A 17,156-nucleotide genomic window follows, 5' to 3' on the forward strand; every position below is an offset into this window, starting at 1 on the left:
TGACGTTCAGACCTGAGCTGAAGGAACGAGGTGACGGATGGTCGAGGAGCCTCCGACGCCGCAGCAGGTACTGATCGTCACGGGCATGTCTGGCGCCGGCCGATCCACCGCTGCGAACGTCCTCGAGGACCTCGACTGGTACGTCGTCGACAACCTGCCGCCACAGATGCTGCGCCCCCTCACGGATCTCGCGGAGCGGGCCGAGGGTGCGATCCCACGAGTGGCCGCCGTCGTCGACGTCCGTGGTCGTGACTTCTTCGCCGCCCTGCAGGACATCGTGCAGAGCATGCGTGGGGGAGCGCACGTGCGCATCCTCTTCCTCGACGCCTCGGACGCCGTGCTCGTCCGGCGCTTCGAGGCCGTTCGGCGTCCGCACCCCCTGCAGGGATCCGGAACGGTCGTCGACGGGATCCGGATCGAACGCGGGCGACTCGCGGCCATCCGCGAGTCGAGCGACATCGTCGTCGACACCTCGGACCTCAACATCCATCAGCTCGCGACGAAGATCCGCGACCTGTTCTCGGAGGAGGGAGCGCCGTCGCTCCACCTCACGATCATGAGCTTCGGCTTCAAATACGGCTTGCCGCCCGACGCGGACATGGTCGCGGACGCGCGGTTCCTGCCGAACCCCTTCTGGGTGCCGGAGCTCAAGGCGCTCACGGGTCTCGACGAACCGGTGAGCGAGTACGTCCTGAGCCGCGACGGCGCGACGGAGTTCCTCGATCACTACCTCGAGGCACTCGTCCCCGTTCTCGACGGCTACCAGAGGGAGAACAAGCGGCATGCGGTCCTCGCCCTCGGCTGCACGGGCGGCAAGCACCGTTCCGTCGCGATGACGGAGTACCTCGCGAGTAAGCTCTCGGAGCTCGAGGGAGTCGCGGTGACGCTCAACCACCGTGACCTCGGGCGGGAATGACGGTCGCTCGAAGCGACCACACGAACACGGAACGAAGGACGAAGATTGGCCCTCACGACGGACGTCAAAGCGGAACTCACCCGCGTGCGCGAATCGCGCACCTCGGTGCGCGCCGCGGAACTCGCGTCGATCCTGCGATTCAGCGGCGGACTCCATGTCATCTCGGGTCGTATCGCGATCGAGTCGGAACTCGAGACGCCGGAACTGGCGACGCGAGTGCGGCGTGACCTCGTCGAGCTCTACGGGATGCGCAGCGAGGGGTCCGTCGTGTCGCCGTCCGGATCGCGACGCACGCCCTACTACCTCGTGCGTGTGATCGAAGGGGGCGAGACGCTCGCACGCCAGACCGGTCTTCTCGATGCGCGCCGTCGGCCCGTACGGGGCCTCCCGAACCGACTCACGACGGGGTCGCGCGACGAGATCGCCGCCGTCTGGCGCGGTGCGTTCCTCGCCGCCGGTTCCCTCACCGACCCCGGCCGTTCGTCGGCTCTCGAGGTGACGTGTCCCGGCAACGAGTCGGCGATGGCGCTCGTCGGAGCGGCCGGACGCCTCGGCGTCACGGCCAAGGCACGTGAGGTGCGTGGGGTCAACCGCGTCGTGATCCGCGACGGCGAGGCGATCAGCACGATGCTCTCGCTCATGGGTGCAGCGGAGACCGTCGCGTCCTGGGAGGCGATGCGGCAGCGCCGTGAGGTCCGTGCCACGGCGAACCGCCTCGTCAACTTCGACGACGCGAACCTGCGCCGCTCGGCGCAAGCCGCCGTCGCCGCGTGCGCGCGCGTCGAGCGCGCGATGGAGATCCTGGCAGACGACGTGCCCGAGCACCTCGCCTACGCCGGTCGCCTCCGGCTCGCCCACCGCGACGCGAGCCTCGACGAGCTCGGCCACCATGCGGACCCGCCGATGACGAAGGACGCCATCGCCGGTCGCATCCGGCGGCTCCTCGCCATGGCGGACAAGAAAGCGTCCGATCTCGGCCTTCCTGGCACGTCGGCGAACCTGCCGGCGGACCTCGACGACCTGTGACCGGTCGGTCGTCGCGGGAGTTTCAACCCGGCAGCGGCGACCACACGCGCGAGTAGACTCGACTCGTCGCTCAAAGGCCCTCCGCCGACTCGGGTGAAGGGCGGGAAAGAGGAGATATCGATGGCTGAATACACACTTCCCGATCTGGCTTACGACTACAGTGCGTTGGAACCGAGCATCTCGGGACGCATCATGGAGTTGCACCACTCGAAGCATCACCAGACCTACGTCACGGGGGCCAACACGGCCCTCGCCCAGCTCGCGGAGGCTCGCGAGACCGGAAACCTCGCGAACGTGAACAAGCTCGAGAAGGACCTCGCGTTCAACCTCGGCGGACACGTGAACCACTCCATCTTCTGGACGAACATGTCCCCGAACGGCGGAGACAAGCCCACGGGCGAGCTCGCCGCGGCGCTCGACGACTCGTTCGGCTCGTTCGACGCCTTCCAGGCCCACTTCACGGCGACCGCTCTCGGCGTGCAGGGCTCCGGCTGGTCCGTCCTCGCCTGGGACGTCATCGGACAGCGCATCAGCGTCTTCCAGCTCTTCGACCAGCAGGGCAACGTCCCGCTCGGTCTCGTCCCGCTGCTCATGCTCGACGTCTGGGAGCACGCGTACTACCTCGACTACCAGAACGTGCGGGCCGACTATGTGAAGGCCTTCTGGAACATCGTCGACTGGTCGAACGTTCAGGCGCGCTTCACCGCCGCTCGTGAGAAGACGAACGGCCTGCTGGTACTGTCTTAATCGATCGGGCCGTCTCCGGGCTCCACCGTGGAGACGGCCCGATCCTCTCCGCCCGCCCCACGCGGCGCTCGCGGAGTCCCGAACTCACCACCGTCCATCCCGGACAGCACAACAGCGCATTGCGCCTCATAAACAGGAGTCACTCTTGTCAGTAAAGATCGGTATCAACGGGTTCGGCCGCATCGGCCGTAACTACCTCCGCGCGGCCCTCGCCAAGGGCAGCGACCTCGAGATCGTCGCGGTCAACGACCTCACCGACAACAAGACGCTCGCCCACCTGTTGAAGTACGACTCGATCACCGGTCGACTGAACGCCGAGGTCGACTACGACGGAGAGCAGATCACCGTCGACGGCAAGTCCATCAAGGTCTTCGAGGAGCGCGACCCCGCCAACCTCCCGTGGGGGGAGCTCGGTGTCGACATCGTCATCGAGTCCACCGGTCGTTTCACGAACGCCGAGGATGCCCGCAAGCACATCCAGGCCGGCGCGAAGAAGGTCCTGATCTCGGCTCCCGCCAAGGGCGAGGACGCCACCTTCGTGATGGGCGTCAACGAGGACTCGTACGACCCCGCGAACCACCACATCATCTCGAACGCCTCCTGCACGACGAACTGCCTCGCGCCGCTCGCGAAGGTGTTCAACGACAAGTTCGGCATCGAGCGCGGTCTCATGACCACGGTGCACGCCTACACCGCCGACCAGAACCTGCAGGACGGCCCCCACAGCGACCTCCGTCGCGCGCGCGCCGCCGCTGTCAACATCGTCCCGACCTCCACGGGTGCGGCGAAGGCCATCGGCCTCGTCCTCCCCGAGCTCAAGGGCAAGCTCGACGGTTTCGCGCTCCGCGTGCCCATCCCCACCGGTTCCATCACCGACCTCACGGTCGAGACGAAGACGCCCGTGACGGTCGACGAGGTCAAGGCCGCCTACAAGGAGGCCGCCGAGGGACCGCTCAAGGGCATCCTCAAGTACACCGAGGACGAGATCGTCTCGAGCGACATCGTCACCGACCCGCACTCGTCGATCTTCGACGCCGGTCTCCTCCGCGTCCTGGGTAACCAGGTCAAGCTCTCCGCGTGGTACGACAACGAGTGGGGCTACTCCAACCGTCTCGTCGACCTCACCGAGTACGTCGCAGACCGTCTCTGAGCTCCTCGTGACTCTGCGCACCCTCGACTCTCTGGGATCGCTCGCAGGCAAGCGCGTCATCGTCCGTTGTGACCTCAACGTTCCTGTGAAGGACGGGCTCATCACGGACGATGGCCGTGTGCGGGCATCCCTCGCCACGATCAACGCGATCGTCAACCAGGGAGCTCGCGTCGTCGTGATCTCCCACCTCGGGCGACCCGACGGCGAGCCGGACGAGAAGTACACGCTCGCTCCCGTCGCCCAGAGGCTGAGCGAACTTCTCGGGAAGCCCGTCGCCTTCGCTATCGACACGGTGGGGGACTCCGCCGCCGAAGCCGTCGCCGGTCTCGGTGACGGCGACGTCGCCCTGCTCGAGAACCTCCGGTTCAACGCCGCCGAGACGAGCAAGGACGCGGACGAGCGCCGCGCGTTCGCCGAGCGTCTCGCCGCGTTCGGAGACGTCTTCGTCTCGGACGGCTTCGGTGTCGTCCACCGCAAGCAGGCGAGCGTGTTCGAGCTCGCATCGGCCCTGCCGAGCGCCGCCGGGCTGCTCATCGCCGCCGAGCTCGAGGTCCTCGATCGTCTGACCGAGAACCCCGAGCGTCCCTACACCGTCGTGCTCGGCGGATCGAAGGTGTCCGACAAGCTCGGGGTCATCGGCCACCTGCTGCCCCGCGTCGACTCACTGCTCGTCGGCGGCGGCATGCTGTTCACGTTCCTGGCTGCGCTCGGCCACCCGGTGGGGTCGAGCCTCCTCGAGACCGATCAGATCGACACGGTCAAGGGCTACTTGGCCGAGGCGAAGGAACGGGGCGTCGAGATCGTGCTCCCGACGGACGTCGTCGTCGCGGAGAAGTTCGCGGCAGACGCCGCTCACGAGGTCACGGCGGCCGATGCGATCGAGTCGACGTCCTTCGGCTCGTCCGGACTCGGCCTCGACATCGGTCCCGACACGGCGGCGGCGTTCGCGGAGCGCATCGCCGCATCGAAGACGGTGTTCTGGAACGGGCCCATGGGCGTCTTCGAGCTCGAGCCGTTCGCGGCCGGAACGAAGGCGGTCGCTCAGGCGCTCACCGAGGTCGACGGGCTCGGTGTCGTCGGGGGAGGCGACTCCGCTGCGGCCGTTCGCTCCCTGGGCTTCTCCGACGACCAGTTCGGTCACATTTCGACAGGCGGTGGCGCGAGCCTCGAATTCCTCGAGGGCAAGCGTCTCCCGGGACTGGAGGTCCTCGGATGGCAGTGAACAGGGTCCCGCTCCTCGCGGGCAATTGGAAGATGAACCTGGACCACCTCCAGGCCATCGCCTTCGTGCAGAAGCTCGCCTGGACGCTCAAGGACGCCTCACACGACTTCGACGCTGCGGAGGTCGCGGTGTTCCCGCCGTTCACCGACCTCCGCTCCGTGCAGACGCTCGTCGCCGCAGACAAGCTCTCGATCGCCTTCGGCGCCCAGGACCTGTCGATGCACGACTCGGGCGCCTACACGGGTGAGATCTCGGGGGCTTTCCTCGCGCAGCTCGACTGCACGTACGTCATCATCGGGCACTCCGAGCGTCGTACGCTCCACGCGGAGGACGACACCGTCGTGGCGGCGAAGACCGCTGCGGCGGTCAAGCACGGGCTCGTGCCGGTCGTGTGTGTCGGCGAGACGGCCGAGGATCTCGAGAAGCACGGCCCGAGCGCGGTTCCCGTCGCTCAGCTCCGGACGGCACTCGAGGGACTCGACGCCGGTGCCGACATCGTCGTGGCCTACGAGCCCGTCTGGGCGATCGGTTCCGGTCAGGCGGCCACGCCGGATCAGGCCGAGCAGGTCGCGGCCGCCCTGCGTGACGTCGTCCGTGAGATCCTCGGCGACGAGGCGGCGACCCGCACCCGGATCCTCTACGGCGGCTCCGTGAAGTCCTCGAACATCGCGGGCTTCATGCGCGAGCCGAACGTCGACGGTGCGCTCATCGGCGGCGCGAGCCTCGATGTGAACGAGTTCTCGAGCATCGTCCGGTTCCAGAAGCACGTCGGCGTCTGATCACGGGGGCCGTCCGGTTATACTTGACGGCGGCCCTCGGATCACCGCGCCCGTCGAAGAAAGGTCCTCCGTGGATATTCTGCAAGTCGTCCTCCAGGTCGTGCTGGGCATCACCAGCCTCCTGCTGACCTTCCTGATCCTGCTTCACAAGGGTCGCGGGGGCGGGCTCTCCGACATGTTCGGCGGAGGCATGGGCTCGAACCTCGGCGCTTCCGGAGTCGCGGAGCGCAACCTGAACCGCATCACGGTCGTGCTCGGCCTCGTGTGGTTCGCAAGCATCGTCGTCCTCGGGCTTCTCACGAAGTTCGCGACGGCCGTCTAGGAGGAACGAATGGCTGCAGGAGGAAGTGCCATCAGGGGTTCGCGCGTCGGCGCGGGACCCATGGGTGAGCAGGACCACGGCTACCACGCCGATCGCATCGCGATCTCGTACTGGGACGCCCTCGGCAACGAGACCGTGAAGTACTTCGCGGCGAACCTGCCGGACGAGGAGATCCCCGACGTCATCGACAGCCCCTCATCGGGCCTGCCCGCCGGACGGGACCGCAACAACCCGCCGGAGGTCACGAAACTCGAGCCGTACAAGACCCACCTCGCGTACGTGAAGGAACGGCGCACCGAGGAGGAGGCCGAGCAGCTCCTCGACGACGCTCTTCGTCAGCTCCGCGAGCGCCGCGGCACCTCCGCGTGACGACCCGCATCGCCTGACGCCTTACCACGAAGAAGGCCCCGACCGCTTCCCGGTCGGGGCCTTCTTCGTTGCTCTCGACTCAGTAGTCGCGGGCGATGAGGTGCTCCGGCACCTCGGAGGCGGCGGCGTTGTCCACGAAGAACACGGTGCGCTTGCGGCCTTTGACACCGGCGATCGGGACTTCAGTGTATGCGGCGCCGGCCAGAGCGAGTCCGAGGACGGAGGCCTTGTCGGCCCCCGACATCTCGACCCAGATGCGCTGGGACGAGTTGAGCACGTGCCGTGTGAGCGACAGCCGCTCTGGAGGCGGTTTCGGTGCGTTGCGGACGGCGACGACGCACGCGTCGCGCTCCGAGACCTCGGCGCTGTCGGGAAAGAGCGAGGCCGTGTGTCCGTCCGGGCCGACGCCGAGGAACGTGATGTCGAAGACCGGCAGCGAAGAGTCGCCTTCGGCGTGTGCCGCGAGATCGTCCGAATATGCGGACGCGGCTTCATCGAGCGTCAAGCCCTCGTCGGAGGCGGCGAATGCATGGACGCACTCCGCCGGCTGGTCGATGTGATCGAGGAGCGCGCGACGCGCCTTCGTGTCGTTGCGATCGTCATGACCCGCCGGCGCCCATCGCTCGTCACACCACCAGAAGTGGACACGGCTCCAATCGACGCCGTCGCGCGCCGGCGAGGCGTTGATGGCCTCGAGGACGCGGACGCCGACGCGACCGCCCTCGAGGACGACGTTGATGCGCTCGCGCTCATCGAGCAGGTCGATCACCTTTGTGAGGAACCGAGCCGTGATCGAAGCCGCGAGGGCCTCAGCGTCCGCGTGGACGAGTACGCGCCGTTCGTTGCTCATTCTCCGGAGCGTCCCTTCACCGGGGTCGTCTGCGCGAGGAACTGCGGGAGACCCCTCGTCATGACCTCACCGAAGAGAACGTCGGGGTCGAGTCTGCGGAGTTCTTCCGCGAGGCAGTCGCGCAGTGTGCGTCGCGGAAGCGCGATGTCGTGCGTCGGCTGGTTGGGCTGCTGGAGCGACGCGATGGTCGACTCGGGCCGCTCGAGCGAGATCTCGCCGCTCGCTCGCGTCAGTGTGACGCCGTGGATGCCGCCGATGCCGGACCGTCCCGTGGTCAACTCGTGCTCGACCGGGACGTCGAGTGCGAGTTGCAACCAGGTCGCGAGCAGGATGGTCGACGGAGAATCGGACGCGCCCGACACCGAGACGGCCGTGACCTGCTCGTACGGCGGCTGGTCGAGCACGGCGGCGAGCTGCGCCCGCCAGAGCGTCAGTCGCGTCCACGCGAAGTCCGTGTCGCCGGGCTTGTAGTGCTCGGCGAGACGGAGCAGCGCGGCCTCCGGGTCCTCGTCGGTCGACGAGTCCGTGATGCGACGCTGGGCGATGGCGCCGATCGGGGAGTTGGCGACGTCCTGCGGCGGCTTGCTCGGCCACCACGCGACGACGGGCGCATCCGGCAGGAGCAGCCCCGTCACGAGGCTCTCTTCGTTGCTCGCAGCGTCACCGTGGGCGCGGAGGATGATGACCTCGCTCGCTCCGGCATCGCCGCCCACCCGGATCTCCGCGTCGAGCCGCGGGTCCGCCGACGAGGCGTCGACGCGACACACGACGATGACGCGCATGGGGTGCTCGCGCGACGCGTCGTTCGCGGCCTCGATGGCTTCCTCCTCCTCGCCGTCAGACGAGACGATCACGAGGGTGAGGACGCGGCCGAGGGCGACGGCGCCGCCGTCCTCCCGCAGCGTCACGAGGGTCTTGGACACCGCGCTGATGGTGGTGTCGGGAAGGTCGACGATCACGGACGTCTCCAGCTTCTGCCGTCGCGCTCGATGAGAGCGTCGGCGGATGACGGACCCCAGGAGCCCGGGGCGTACTGTTCGAGCGGACCGTCCTGAGCGGCCCAGAACTCCTCGATCGGGTCGAGGATCTTCCACGAGAGTTCGACCTCTTCGTGGCGGGGGAAGAGAGGCGGGTCGCCGAGGAGAACGTCGAGGATGAGTCGCTCGTACGCCTCGGGGCTCGCCTCGGTGAAGGCATGGCCGTAGCCGAAGTCCATCGTGACGTCGCGGACCTGCATCCCCGCACCGGGGACCTTGGAGCCGAACCGGATCGTGACGCCCTCGTCGGGCTGCACGCGGATCACGAGGGCGTTCTGTCCCAGCTCGGACGTCTGCGAGTCGGCGAAGAGGTGCTGCGGGGCCCGCTTGAACACGACAGCGATCTCGGTCACGCGGCGACCGAGACGCTTGCCTGTGCGCAAGTAGAAAGGAACCCCCGACCAGCGGCGCGTGTTGATGTCGAGGCGCATCGCGGCGAATGTCTCCGTCGTCGATTGCGGGTCCATGCCCTCCTCGTCGAGGAAGCCGGGCACACGCTCACCGCCCTGCCAACCTCCGGCGTACTGACCGCGAGCCGTCGCCGACCCGAGGTCCTCGGGCAGGGAGACGGCCCCGAGGACCTTCTCCTTCTCGGCACGAAGAGCGGCCGCGTCGAACGCGATGGGCTCCTCCATCGCCGTGAGGGCGAGGAGCTGGAGGATGTGGTTCTGGATCACGTCGCGCGCCGCGCCGATACCGTCGTAGTAGCCCGCCCGGCCGCCAACGCCGATGTCCTCGGCCATCGTGATCTGCACGTGGTCGACGTAGTTGGCGTTCCACAGCGGCTCGTAGAGCTGGTTGGCGAAGCGCAGCGCGAGGATGTTCTGGACCGTTTCCTTGCCGAGGTAGTGGTCGATGCGGAAGACGCTGTCCGCCGGGAACACCGATTCGACGACCGCGTTGAGTTCACGAGCGGTTCGGAGGTTGCTCCCGAAGGGCTTCTCGATGACGACGCGTCGCCACTGCCCCTCCTTCTGCTCCGCGAGCCCCGAGCGACGCAACTGCTCGGTCACCTCCGGGAAGGCCTTCGGCGGGATCGAGAGGTAGAACGCGTGGTTGCCCATCGTCCCGCGATCGGCGTCGAGCTCCTCGATCGTCTCCTTGAGCTGTTGGAACGCCGCGTCGTCACCGAATTCGCCGGGGACGAAGCGGATGCCCTGAGCGAGCTGCTCCCAGACCTCCTCGCGGAACTCCGTGCGCGCGTACTTCCTCACGGACTCGTGCACGACCTCCATGAAGTCCTGGTCCTCCCAGTCCCTCCGGGCGAACCCGACGAGCGCGAAGCCCGGTGGGAGCAGGCCGCGGTTGGCGAGGTCGTAGACCGCGGGCATGAGCTTCTTGCGCGACAGGTCTCCGGTGACACCGAAGATGACGAGCCCGCTCGGTCCCGCGATGCGGTTGAGGCGCCGATCGGATTCGTGCCGGAGGGGATTGGAGTCCGCTGTGATCTGGACAGGCATTCAGGTTCTTTCGCTGGAGAGCGCGAGGCTCAGTTTGCGGCTTCGAAGAGCGCGGTGATGTCGTCGGCGGAGCCGCTCAACGTGAGCGTCAGCACGGGACGGCCGTGGTCGGCGAGCACGCTCGCGTCACCCGCGGCCTGGGCCCGGATGAGCTGGCCGAGCGTGAACGGGCGACCGGGCACCTCGATGTCTGAGTCCGACTGCTCCGCGATCTGGAGGAAGACGCCCGTCGCGGGCCCGCCCTTGTGGTATTGACCGGTGGAGTGGAGGAAGCGGGGGCCCCAGCCGAACGTGACCGGTCGCCCGGCGCGCGCTGCGAGAAGGTCGCGGATGCCGTCGAGCTGCGGCGTCGCGACCCGATCGACGTAGGCCTGGATGGAGACGTAGCCGTCCTCGCCGAGCTGCGCGAGGAGGGCGTCGATCGCTCCACGGATGGTGGACTGGCCGTCGGCGAGACCACCTGTCGCACGCACCTCGATGCCGCCCTCGACGAACGCCGGGGGAGTGGGCTCCGGCGTGCTGTCGAGGAGGCCGCGCGTCGCGACCTTGGCCGACTCGACGTCTGGCTGGTCGAACGGGTTGATCCCGAGAAGGCGTCCGGCCACCGCCGTCGCGTACTCCCACACCATCATCTGGGCGCCGAGTGTGCCGCTCACGTGGATCTCGCCGTCGTGACGGTCGTCCGAGAACAGGTGACCGTGCTCGTCGGCGTCGTCGACGATCCGGACGACCTGCACATCCGGGTAGCCTGCCGTGATCTCGGTCGCGAGGGGCTCGAGCACGACGGGCAGGATGCCCGTGCCGAGCTTGCCGGTCGACTCCGCGATGAGTTGTTCCGCCCAGTCGGGGAAACCGACGATGTGGGTCCCGTCGGCGACGATCGCGAGCTTGTCCCGACGGGGGGACGTCGCCGCGATGGCCGCACCGAGGACGAGACCCGGGTTGCTCTCGTCATCGACGGAGAGTTCCACGAGAATGGCCTCAGCCTCATCGAGGAGTTCCGCGATGTCCACGCCCGCGAGTCCGCTGGGAACGAGACCGAAGGCGGTGAGCGCGGAGTAGCGCCCGCCGACGTTGGGGTCGGCGTTGAAGACGCGATATCCCGCCTCGCGAGCCGACGCCTCGAGCGGCGAGCCGGGGTCGGTCACGACGATGATGCGCTCGGCGGGGTCGATGCCCGCGCCGCGGAAGGCGTCTTCGTAGATGCGACGCTGGCTGTCGGTCTCGACCGTCGACCCCGACTTCGAGGAGACCACGATCGCCGTCTCCTCGAGGCGGTCGGCGAGCGCCGCCGCGACCTGGCCGGGAGCCGTGGAGTCGAGCACGGTGAGCTCTGCCCCGACGGTCCGCGTGATGACTTCGGGCGCGAGCGACGAACCGCCCATGCCGGCGAGCACGATGTGCGTCACGCCGCGAGAGCGCAGGTCGTCGCGGAGGGCGGTGATCTCATCGACGAGCGGACGGGAGATGCTCGGCGCCTCGACCCAGCCGAGGCGCTTCGAGGCCTCCTCGACGGCGTCGGGGCCCCACAGGTCGGGGTTCTGGCCGGTGATGCCCGACGCGACGAGATCGGAGACGAGTGTGGGCACTGCGGTCGCGACGGCCTCGGCCGCCGCGCCGCTCACCCGGATCGCGAAGCTCACTTCGCACTCTCCAGCGCGGAGGTGACGGTGTCGAGAAGCTCGTTCCAGCTCACGACGAACTTCTCGACACCCTCTTTCTCGAGGAGCGCGGTGACCTCGTCGTAGGAGATGCCGAGGTCGGCGAGCGCGTCGAGGACGCTGTTCGCCTCGTCGTACGCACCGGTGACGGTGTCTCCCGTGACCTCGGCGTGGTCGAAGGTGGCGTCGAGCGTCTTCTCCGGCATCGTGTTGACGACGCCCTCGGCGACGAGCCCCGTGACGTACAGCGTGTCGGGGAGGTTCGGGTCCTTCACGCCCGTCGACGCCCAGAGGGGACGCTGCGGGTTCGCGCCGGCGTCCGTGAGCGTCTTGGCACGCTCCGAGCCGAACGCCTGCTCGTACACCTGGTAGGCGAGTCGAGCGTTCGCGAGTCCGGCCTTGCTCTTGAGTGCGAGGGCTTCCTCGGTACCGATGGCGGTGAGGCGCTTGTCGATCTCGCTGTCGACGCGGGAGACGAAGAAGGACGCGACCGAGTGGATCGTCGACAGGTCGATTCCGGCCGCGCGGGCCTTCTCGAGGCCCGTGAGGTAGGCGTTGATGACCTCGCGGTAGCGCTGGAGGCTGAAGATCAGCGTGACGTTGACGCTGATGCCGGCGCCGATCGTCTCGGCGATGGCCTCAAGACCCTCGACGGTCGCCGGGATCTTGATCATGACGTTCGGGCGGTCGATCTTCGCCCAGAGGCGCTGGGCCTCGGCGATCGTCCCGGCAGCGTCGTGAGCGAGGCCGGGCTCGACCTCGATGGAGACGCGGCCGTCGAAACCGGCCGACTTCTCGTAGACGTCGCTGAAGATGTTCGCGGCGTCACGGACGTCGTCCGTCGTGATCTCGAACACGGCGTCGGTCACGTTCGTGCCCTGCGCGGCGAGTTCGCCGACCTGCTTGGCGTAGGACTCGCTCTGCGAGAGCGCACCGGCGAAGATCGTCGGGTTGGTGGTGACACCGACGACGTTCTTCTCGGCGATGAGCCGCTCGAGGTTGCCGGAGCCGATGCGCTGGCGGGACAGGTCGTCGAGCCAGATGCTGACACCGGCGGCGGAGAGTGCGGTTGTGGGGTTGTCGCTCATGAGATGTACCCGTTCTTTCTTCCTGCCCGGTCAGCGACCGAGCGACTCCTTCGCGGCGGCGACGGCTGCTTCCGTCGTCATCCCGAACTTCTTGTAGAGCGTCTTGTAGTCGGCGGAGGCGCCGAAGTGCTCGATGGAGACGCTGCGGCCGGCGTCGCCGACGATGCCTCTCCAGGACAACGCGAGACCGGCCTCGATCGATACCCGGGCCGTGATGGACGACGGCAGCACCGACTCACGGTACGCCTCGTCCTGCTCGGCGAACCACTCGAGGGACGGAACCGACACGACGCGAGCGCCGATGCCCTCCTCCGCGAGCGCCTTGCGCGCGTCGACGGCGATCTGCAGCTCGGAGCCCGTGGCGAGCAGGATGACGTCGGTCGATCCGGTGTTGGACTCGGCGAAGACGTATGCACCCTTCGACACGTTCGCGGCGGACGCGAAGGTGTCGCCGGAGGCCTCGCCGTCACCGCGCTCGAAGACGGGGATGTTCTGGCGCGTGAGGGCGATTCCAGCCGGGCCGCCGCGGCGCTTGAGGATCTCGAGCCAGGCGTGGGAGACCTCATTGGCGTCACCGGGACGGACGACCGCGAGGTTCGGGATGGCACGGAGGGTCGAGAGCTGCTCGATCGGCTGGTGCGTCGGGCCGTCCTCGCCGAGGGCGACCGAGTCGTGCGTCCACACGAAGATCGAGGGGATCTGCATGAGGGCGGCGATCCGGACGGCCGGACGCATGTAGTCGCTGAAGATGAGGAACGTGCCGCCGAAGGCCCGAGTGGGGCCGTGGAGGACGATGCCGTTGAGGATCGCCGCCATGGCGTGCTCGCGGATACCGAAGTGGAGTACGCGGCCGTACGGGTCGCCCGTCCACATCTCGGTCGAGCGGCTCGCGGGGATGAAGGAGGTCGCGCCCCCGATCGTCGTGTTGTTGGACTCGGCGAGGTCGGCGGAACCGCCCCACAGCTCCGGAACGACCTCGCCGAGGGCGGTGAGGACCTTGCCGGACGCCGCGCGCGTCGAGACGGTCGTGCCGGCCTCGAAGACGGGCAGGACGTCTTCGACGCCCTCGGGCAGCTCGCCCGTGAGGAGCCGGTCGAGCAGCTGCTTGCGCTCGGGGTTCGACTCGGCCCACGCGTCGAAGGACTTCTGCCAGTCCGCGCGCTCCGCCTCGCCGCGCTCGACCGCGCCGCGCGTGCGCTCGAGAACCTCGGGGGCGACCTCGAAGGTCTGCTCCGGGTCGAAGCCCAGTACCTTCTTGACGCCCGCGAGCTCCTCGCCGCCGAGGGCTGAACCGTGGATCTTGCCGGTGTTCTGCTTGGTCGGGCTCGGCCAGCCGATGATGGTCTTGAGCACGATGAGCGACGGCTTCGTGGTCTCGGCTTTCGCGGCCTCGATCGCGTCGAAGAGCTCCTGGACGTCCTCGACGTAGTCGCCGGTCTTCTTCCAGTCGACCGTCTGGACGTGCCAGTGGTAGGCCTCGTAGCGGGCGGCGACGTCCTCGGTGAAGGCGACGTCGGTGTCGTCCTCGATCGAGATCTGGTTCGCATCGTAGATGACGACGAGGTTGCCGAGCTGCTGGTGTCCCGCGAGGGACGATGCCTCGCTCGTGATGCCCTCTTCGAGGTCGCCGTCGCTCGCGATGACGTAGACGAAGTGGTCGAACGGGCTCTCACCGGCCGGCGTCTCGGGGTCGAACAGGCCGCGCTCGTAGCGGGAGGCGTAGGCGAAGCCGACGGAGGAGGCGAGGCCCTGACCGAGTGGTCCCGTCGTGATCTCGACGCCGTCCGTGTGGCCGTATTCGGGGTGGCCGGGCGTCTTCGAGCCCCAGGTGCGGAGGGCCTTGAGGTCATCGAGCTCGAGTCCGTAGCCACCGAGGTAGAGCTGGACGTACTGCGTCAGCGAGCTGTGGCCGGCCGACAGGATGAAACGGTCACGGCCGAGCCAGTCCTGATCGCGCGGATCGCGGCGCATGACCTTCTGGAACAGCAGGTAGGCGGCGGGCGCCAGGCTCATCGCCGTTCCGGGGTGGCCGTTACCGACCTTCTCCACCGCGTCGGCGGCGAGGATGCGGGCCGTGTCGACCGCCTTCTCGTCGATTGAGTCCCATTCGAGAACTGCCACGTGACTGATCCTTCCCAATTCGGACCAGCGAACCGCGTTCGCCGGTCAGGCAATGGCGCGCTCGCGGCGCCGCCGTCGTCATCGGGACGCGCCACAGCTTCGACGAGCGAAAGTGGGAGGTGCCCGACGCGGGGCGTTCCCCAGTATAGGGACGCGTACGGTCCCCGGTCGCGATGTTGCGTAGCCCGATCGTGAGGAGTAATGGAGTCCTACGGCTTCGACATCGCGTAGAATCGCCCACGGACGAAAACGGGTTAGAGGAGCGATGAAGGCAGCCGTAGAAGAACGTGTCGGAACCGAGCAGATCGGATTCCGCCGGAAGGCGAAGGCCTACGTCGCTCTCACCAAGCCCCGTGTCATGGAGCTCCTCCTCGTCACGACGATCCCGGTGATGATCCTCGCCGAGGGCGGGCTGCCGCACTGGTGGCTCATCGTGGCGACGGTCCTGGGGGGTGCGATGAGCGCCGGCTCCGCCGCCTCGTTCAACATGTACATCGACCGCGACATCGACAAGGTCATGAAGCGGACGAAGAATCGTCCGCTCGTGACGGGGGAGCTGTCGCCGCGCGAGGCCCTCGTGTTCGCCTGGACGCTCGCCGTCGTCTCGACGGTCTGGCTCCTCGTCACGACCAATCTCCTCGCTGCTTCGCTCTCCGTCGCCGCGATCGCTTTCTACGTCTTCGTCTACACGCTGTGGCTCAAGCGGCGCACCTCTCAGAACATCATCTGGGGCGGCATCTCCGGTTGCTTCCCTGTGCTCATCGGGTGGGCCGCCGTCACGAACTCGCTCGGCTGGGCTCCCCTCATCCTCTTCGGTGTCGTCTTCCTCTGGACGCCTCCACACTACTGGCCGCTGTCGATGAAGTACCGCGACGACTACAAGTCGGTCGGTGTCCCGATGCTCGGCGTCGTGCGCGGCCGCGCACAAGTGGGCCTGCAGGTCATCCTGTACACGTGGGCGACGGTCGCGTGCTCGCTCCTGCTCATCCCCGCTGCGGGAATGGGTGTCGTGTACACCGTCACGGCGATCGCGGTCGGCATCTGGTTCATCTACGAGACCCACCGCCTGTACAACCTCGCGATCCGCCATGAGGCCGTCTCGCCCATGCGCGTGTTCCACGGCTCGATCAGCTACCTCACGGTGCTGTTCCTCGCGATCGCGATCGACCCGCTCCTGCCCTTCTAGCGACGCGCCTCAGCGGACGACGTTGGGCGGCGTCCGCCATCGCCCGTGTGCAACACGCCCGACCGAGCGCGACACGAGCCGCCCAGACGCGCTGTGATCGGGAGCGTCGACGTCGTCCGAGCCGACCGCGGATCGGCGGTCAGCCGGCGGCGCTCCCGGAGACGGGCTGGCGCTCCGCCTCGCCGACCGTCGTGGGCACCGGGCTCTTGAGGGAGAGGACGACCGTCGTCATCGCCGCCGTCAGGAGGCACGCGAGGACCATGTGGATCCCGACGAGGATCTCCGGCAGCCCGAGTCGCGCCTGGGTGACGCCGACGATGATCTGGACGATCTCGACCGCGAGCAGCCAGAGGACGAAGGTCCGTGTCCGCGGCCGCGGCGGGAAGCGGACGGCGCCGACGACGAGGACGACGGTGAGCGCGAGTGTCGCGTAGGCGGGCCAACTGTGGACGTGCTGGAGCAGTTCGGGGTCGAGTCCGTTGCGCTTCGCGCCGCCGTCGCCGGCGTGCGGGCCGGAACCCGTCGTCAGGATGCCCACGATGACCGTGACGGCCACGAAGAACGACGTCAGGTGGGTCACCCCGGCGTACCAAACGGGAGCGACTCGGGCCCGCTCGCCGGGCGCCTCGTAGACGCGGTAGACGAGGACGGCCGCGAGGACGACGAGGACGACGCTGAGCACGAAGTGCAGGCCGACGACGTAGGGGTTCAGGCCCGTGAGCACGGTGATGCCGCCGACGATGGCCTGCAGGAAGACGCTCGCCGCGGGGATGATCGTGAGGACGAGGAGGTCGCGGCGCTGGGCGCGGTACTTGATCACGTACAGCACGGCGAGGATCGCGATGATCTCGACGACGAAGAAGAGTGTCCGGTTGCCGAATTCGATGATGCCGTGGATGCCCATCTCGGGAGTCGTCACGAACGAGTCGGCGGTGCATCGCGGCCACGTCGGGCACCCGAGACCGGCACCCGTCAGGCGCACGGCTCCTCCGGTGCCGACGATGACGGTCTGCGCGACGAAGTTCGCCCACGCGATGAATCGGACCCGACGATCGATCCCGGTTGGCAGCCAGTGCCAGAATCGCTGCAGTGTTCGCGTGGCGGCGCTCATCTCGACTTCTTCCTCGGCTCTTTTTGCTGAAAGCCAGCCCGGACATCGCCCCGTTCGGATGCGTCACCCTGTAGAATCAGGGGGTTGAGGCCGGGACCGGATCGGCTGGTG

Annotated in this window: 16 protein-coding genes; 9 read left to right on the forward strand and 7 right to left on the reverse strand. The window is 67.9% G+C overall.

Annotated elements, in window-relative coordinates; all coding sequences use genetic code 11:
• The first annotated feature begins 37 nt into the window (after positions 1-37).
• From rapZ to ELQ90_RS06575, 8 genes are all read left to right on the forward strand, one after another.
• Positions 38-916, forward strand: a complete 879-nt coding sequence (gene rapZ, locus ELQ90_RS06540; RefSeq protein ID WP_128494465.1) for an RNase adapter RapZ — start codon at positions 38-40, stop codon at positions 914-916.
• A gap of 45 nt (positions 917-961) precedes the next feature.
• Positions 962-1,942, forward strand: a complete 981-nt coding sequence (whiA, locus tag ELQ90_RS06545) for a DNA-binding protein WhiA (RefSeq protein WP_128494466.1) — start codon at positions 962-964, stop codon at positions 1,940-1,942.
• A 120-nt stretch (positions 1,943-2,062) separates the two neighbouring features.
• Positions 2,063-2,689, forward strand: coding sequence for a superoxide dismutase (locus tag ELQ90_RS06550; protein WP_128494467.1), 627 nt, complete (start codon positions 2,063-2,065; stop codon positions 2,687-2,689).
• Between the two features lie 145 nt (positions 2,690-2,834).
• Entirely contained in the window at positions 2,835-3,839 is a 1,005-nt protein-coding gene (gene gap / locus ELQ90_RS06555; protein ID WP_128494468.1) for a type I glyceraldehyde-3-phosphate dehydrogenase, read from the forward strand.
• 7 nt (positions 3,840-3,846) lie between these two features.
• A complete protein-coding gene (locus ELQ90_RS06560; RefSeq protein WP_128494469.1) occupies positions 3,847-5,061 on the forward strand; it encodes a phosphoglycerate kinase in 1,215 nt (404 codons plus the stop codon).
• Entirely contained in the window at positions 5,052-5,840 is a 789-nt protein-coding gene (gene tpiA / locus ELQ90_RS06565) for a triose-phosphate isomerase (protein ID WP_128494470.1), read from the forward strand. Before ELQ90_RS06560 ends, tpiA begins: the two co-directional genes overlap by 10 nt.
• A 70-nt stretch (positions 5,841-5,910) precedes the next feature.
• Positions 5,911-6,162: a preprotein translocase subunit SecG gene (secG, locus tag ELQ90_RS06570; protein ID WP_128494471.1), complete on the forward strand. Its 252-nt coding sequence runs from the start codon at positions 5,911-5,913 to the stop codon at positions 6,160-6,162.
• A gap of 9 nt (positions 6,163-6,171) precedes the next feature.
• The gene (locus ELQ90_RS06575; protein WP_128494472.1) at positions 6,172-6,531 is read left to right on the forward strand and encodes an RNA polymerase-binding protein RbpA; all 360 of its coding nucleotides are present in this window, start codon (positions 6,172-6,174) and stop codon (positions 6,529-6,531) included.
• 79 nt (positions 6,532-6,610) lie between these two features.
• On the opposite strand, the gene pgl is transcribed toward ELQ90_RS06575, so the two are convergent.
• From pgl to tkt, 6 genes are read right to left on the reverse strand one after another with little or no spacing between them, the layout of a single operon-like run.
• Positions 6,611-7,381 carry a 6-phosphogluconolactonase gene (pgl, locus tag ELQ90_RS06580; RefSeq protein ID WP_128494473.1) on the reverse strand — a complete coding sequence of 257 codons (771 nt, stop codon included), beginning with the start codon at positions 7,379-7,381 and terminating at the stop codon, positions 6,611-6,613.
• Positions 7,378-8,340, reverse strand: a complete 963-nt coding sequence (locus ELQ90_RS06585; RefSeq protein WP_128494474.1) for a glucose-6-phosphate dehydrogenase assembly protein OpcA — start codon at positions 8,338-8,340, stop codon at positions 7,378-7,380. Before ELQ90_RS06585 ends, pgl begins: the two co-directional genes overlap by 4 nt.
• Entirely contained in the window at positions 8,337-9,878 is a 1,542-nt protein-coding gene (gene zwf / locus ELQ90_RS06590; RefSeq protein WP_128494475.1) for a glucose-6-phosphate dehydrogenase, read from the reverse strand. Before zwf ends, ELQ90_RS06585 begins: the two co-directional genes overlap by 4 nt.
• 29 nt (positions 9,879-9,907) lie before the next feature.
• Positions 9,908-11,521: a glucose-6-phosphate isomerase gene (locus ELQ90_RS06595; RefSeq protein ID WP_128494476.1), complete on the reverse strand. Its 1,614-nt coding sequence runs from the start codon at positions 11,519-11,521 to the stop codon at positions 9,908-9,910.
• Complete coding sequence (gene tal / locus ELQ90_RS06600) at positions 11,518-12,627, reverse strand: transaldolase (protein ID WP_128494477.1); 1,110 nt, start codon at positions 12,625-12,627, stop codon at positions 11,518-11,520. The genes ELQ90_RS06595 and tal overlap by 4 nt, the downstream gene beginning before the upstream one ends.
• 30 nt (positions 12,628-12,657) lie before the next feature.
• Positions 12,658-14,748: a transketolase gene (gene tkt / locus ELQ90_RS06605; RefSeq protein ID WP_128494478.1), complete on the reverse strand. Its 2,091-nt coding sequence runs from the start codon at positions 14,746-14,748 to the stop codon at positions 12,658-12,660.
• Positions 14,749-15,013: 265 nt separating this feature from the next.
• On the opposite strand from tkt, the gene ELQ90_RS06610 reads away from it, so the two are divergent.
• The gene (locus ELQ90_RS06610) at positions 15,014-15,934 is read left to right on the forward strand and encodes a heme o synthase (RefSeq protein WP_128494479.1); all 921 of its coding nucleotides are present in this window, start codon (positions 15,014-15,016) and stop codon (positions 15,932-15,934) included.
• Between the two features lie 139 nt (positions 15,935-16,073).
• Here ELQ90_RS06610 and ELQ90_RS06615 read toward each other — a convergent pair whose 3' ends face one another.
• Complete coding sequence (locus ELQ90_RS06615) at positions 16,074-17,045, reverse strand: COX15/CtaA family protein (protein ID WP_128494480.1); 972 nt, start codon at positions 17,043-17,045, stop codon at positions 16,074-16,076.
• Between the last annotated feature and the right edge of the window lie 111 nt (positions 17,046-17,156).

This window comes from Labedella phragmitis (assembly GCF_004078635.1).
Lineage (GTDB): Bacteria > Actinomycetota > Actinomycetes > Actinomycetales > Microbacteriaceae > Labedella > Labedella phragmitis.

Excerpts from the sequence above, each read along its gene's own strand:
- ELQ90_RS06575 (WP_128494472.1), top strand. The coding sequence starts at position 6,172 with ATGGCTGCAGGAGGAAGTGCCATCAGGGGTTCGCGCGTCGGCGCGGGA.
- ELQ90_RS06615 (WP_128494480.1), bottom strand. The coding sequence starts at position 17,045 with ATGAGCGCCGCCACGCGAACACTGCAGCGATTCTGGCACTGGCTGCCA.
- ELQ90_RS06550 (WP_128494467.1), top strand. The coding sequence starts at position 2,063 with ATGGCTGAATACACACTTCCCGATCTGGCTTACGACTACAGTGCGTTG.
- rapZ (WP_128494465.1), top strand. The coding sequence starts at position 38 with ATGGTCGAGGAGCCTCCGACGCCGCAGCAGGTACTGATCGTCACGGGC.
- ELQ90_RS06610 (WP_128494479.1), top strand. The coding sequence starts at position 15,014 with ATGAAGGCAGCCGTAGAAGAACGTGTCGGAACCGAGCAGATCGGATTC.
- tal (WP_128494477.1), bottom strand. The coding sequence starts at position 12,627 with ATGAGCGACAACCCCACAACCGCACTCTCCGCCGCCGGTGTCAGCATC.
- tpiA (WP_128494470.1), top strand. The coding sequence starts at position 5,052 with ATGGCAGTGAACAGGGTCCCGCTCCTCGCGGGCAATTGGAAGATGAAC.
- pgl (WP_128494473.1), bottom strand. The coding sequence starts at position 7,381 with ATGAGCAACGAACGGCGCGTACTCGTCCACGCGGACGCTGAGGCCCTC.
- zwf (WP_128494475.1), bottom strand. The coding sequence starts at position 9,878 with ATGCCTGTCCAGATCACAGCGGACTCCAATCCCCTCCGGCACGAATCC.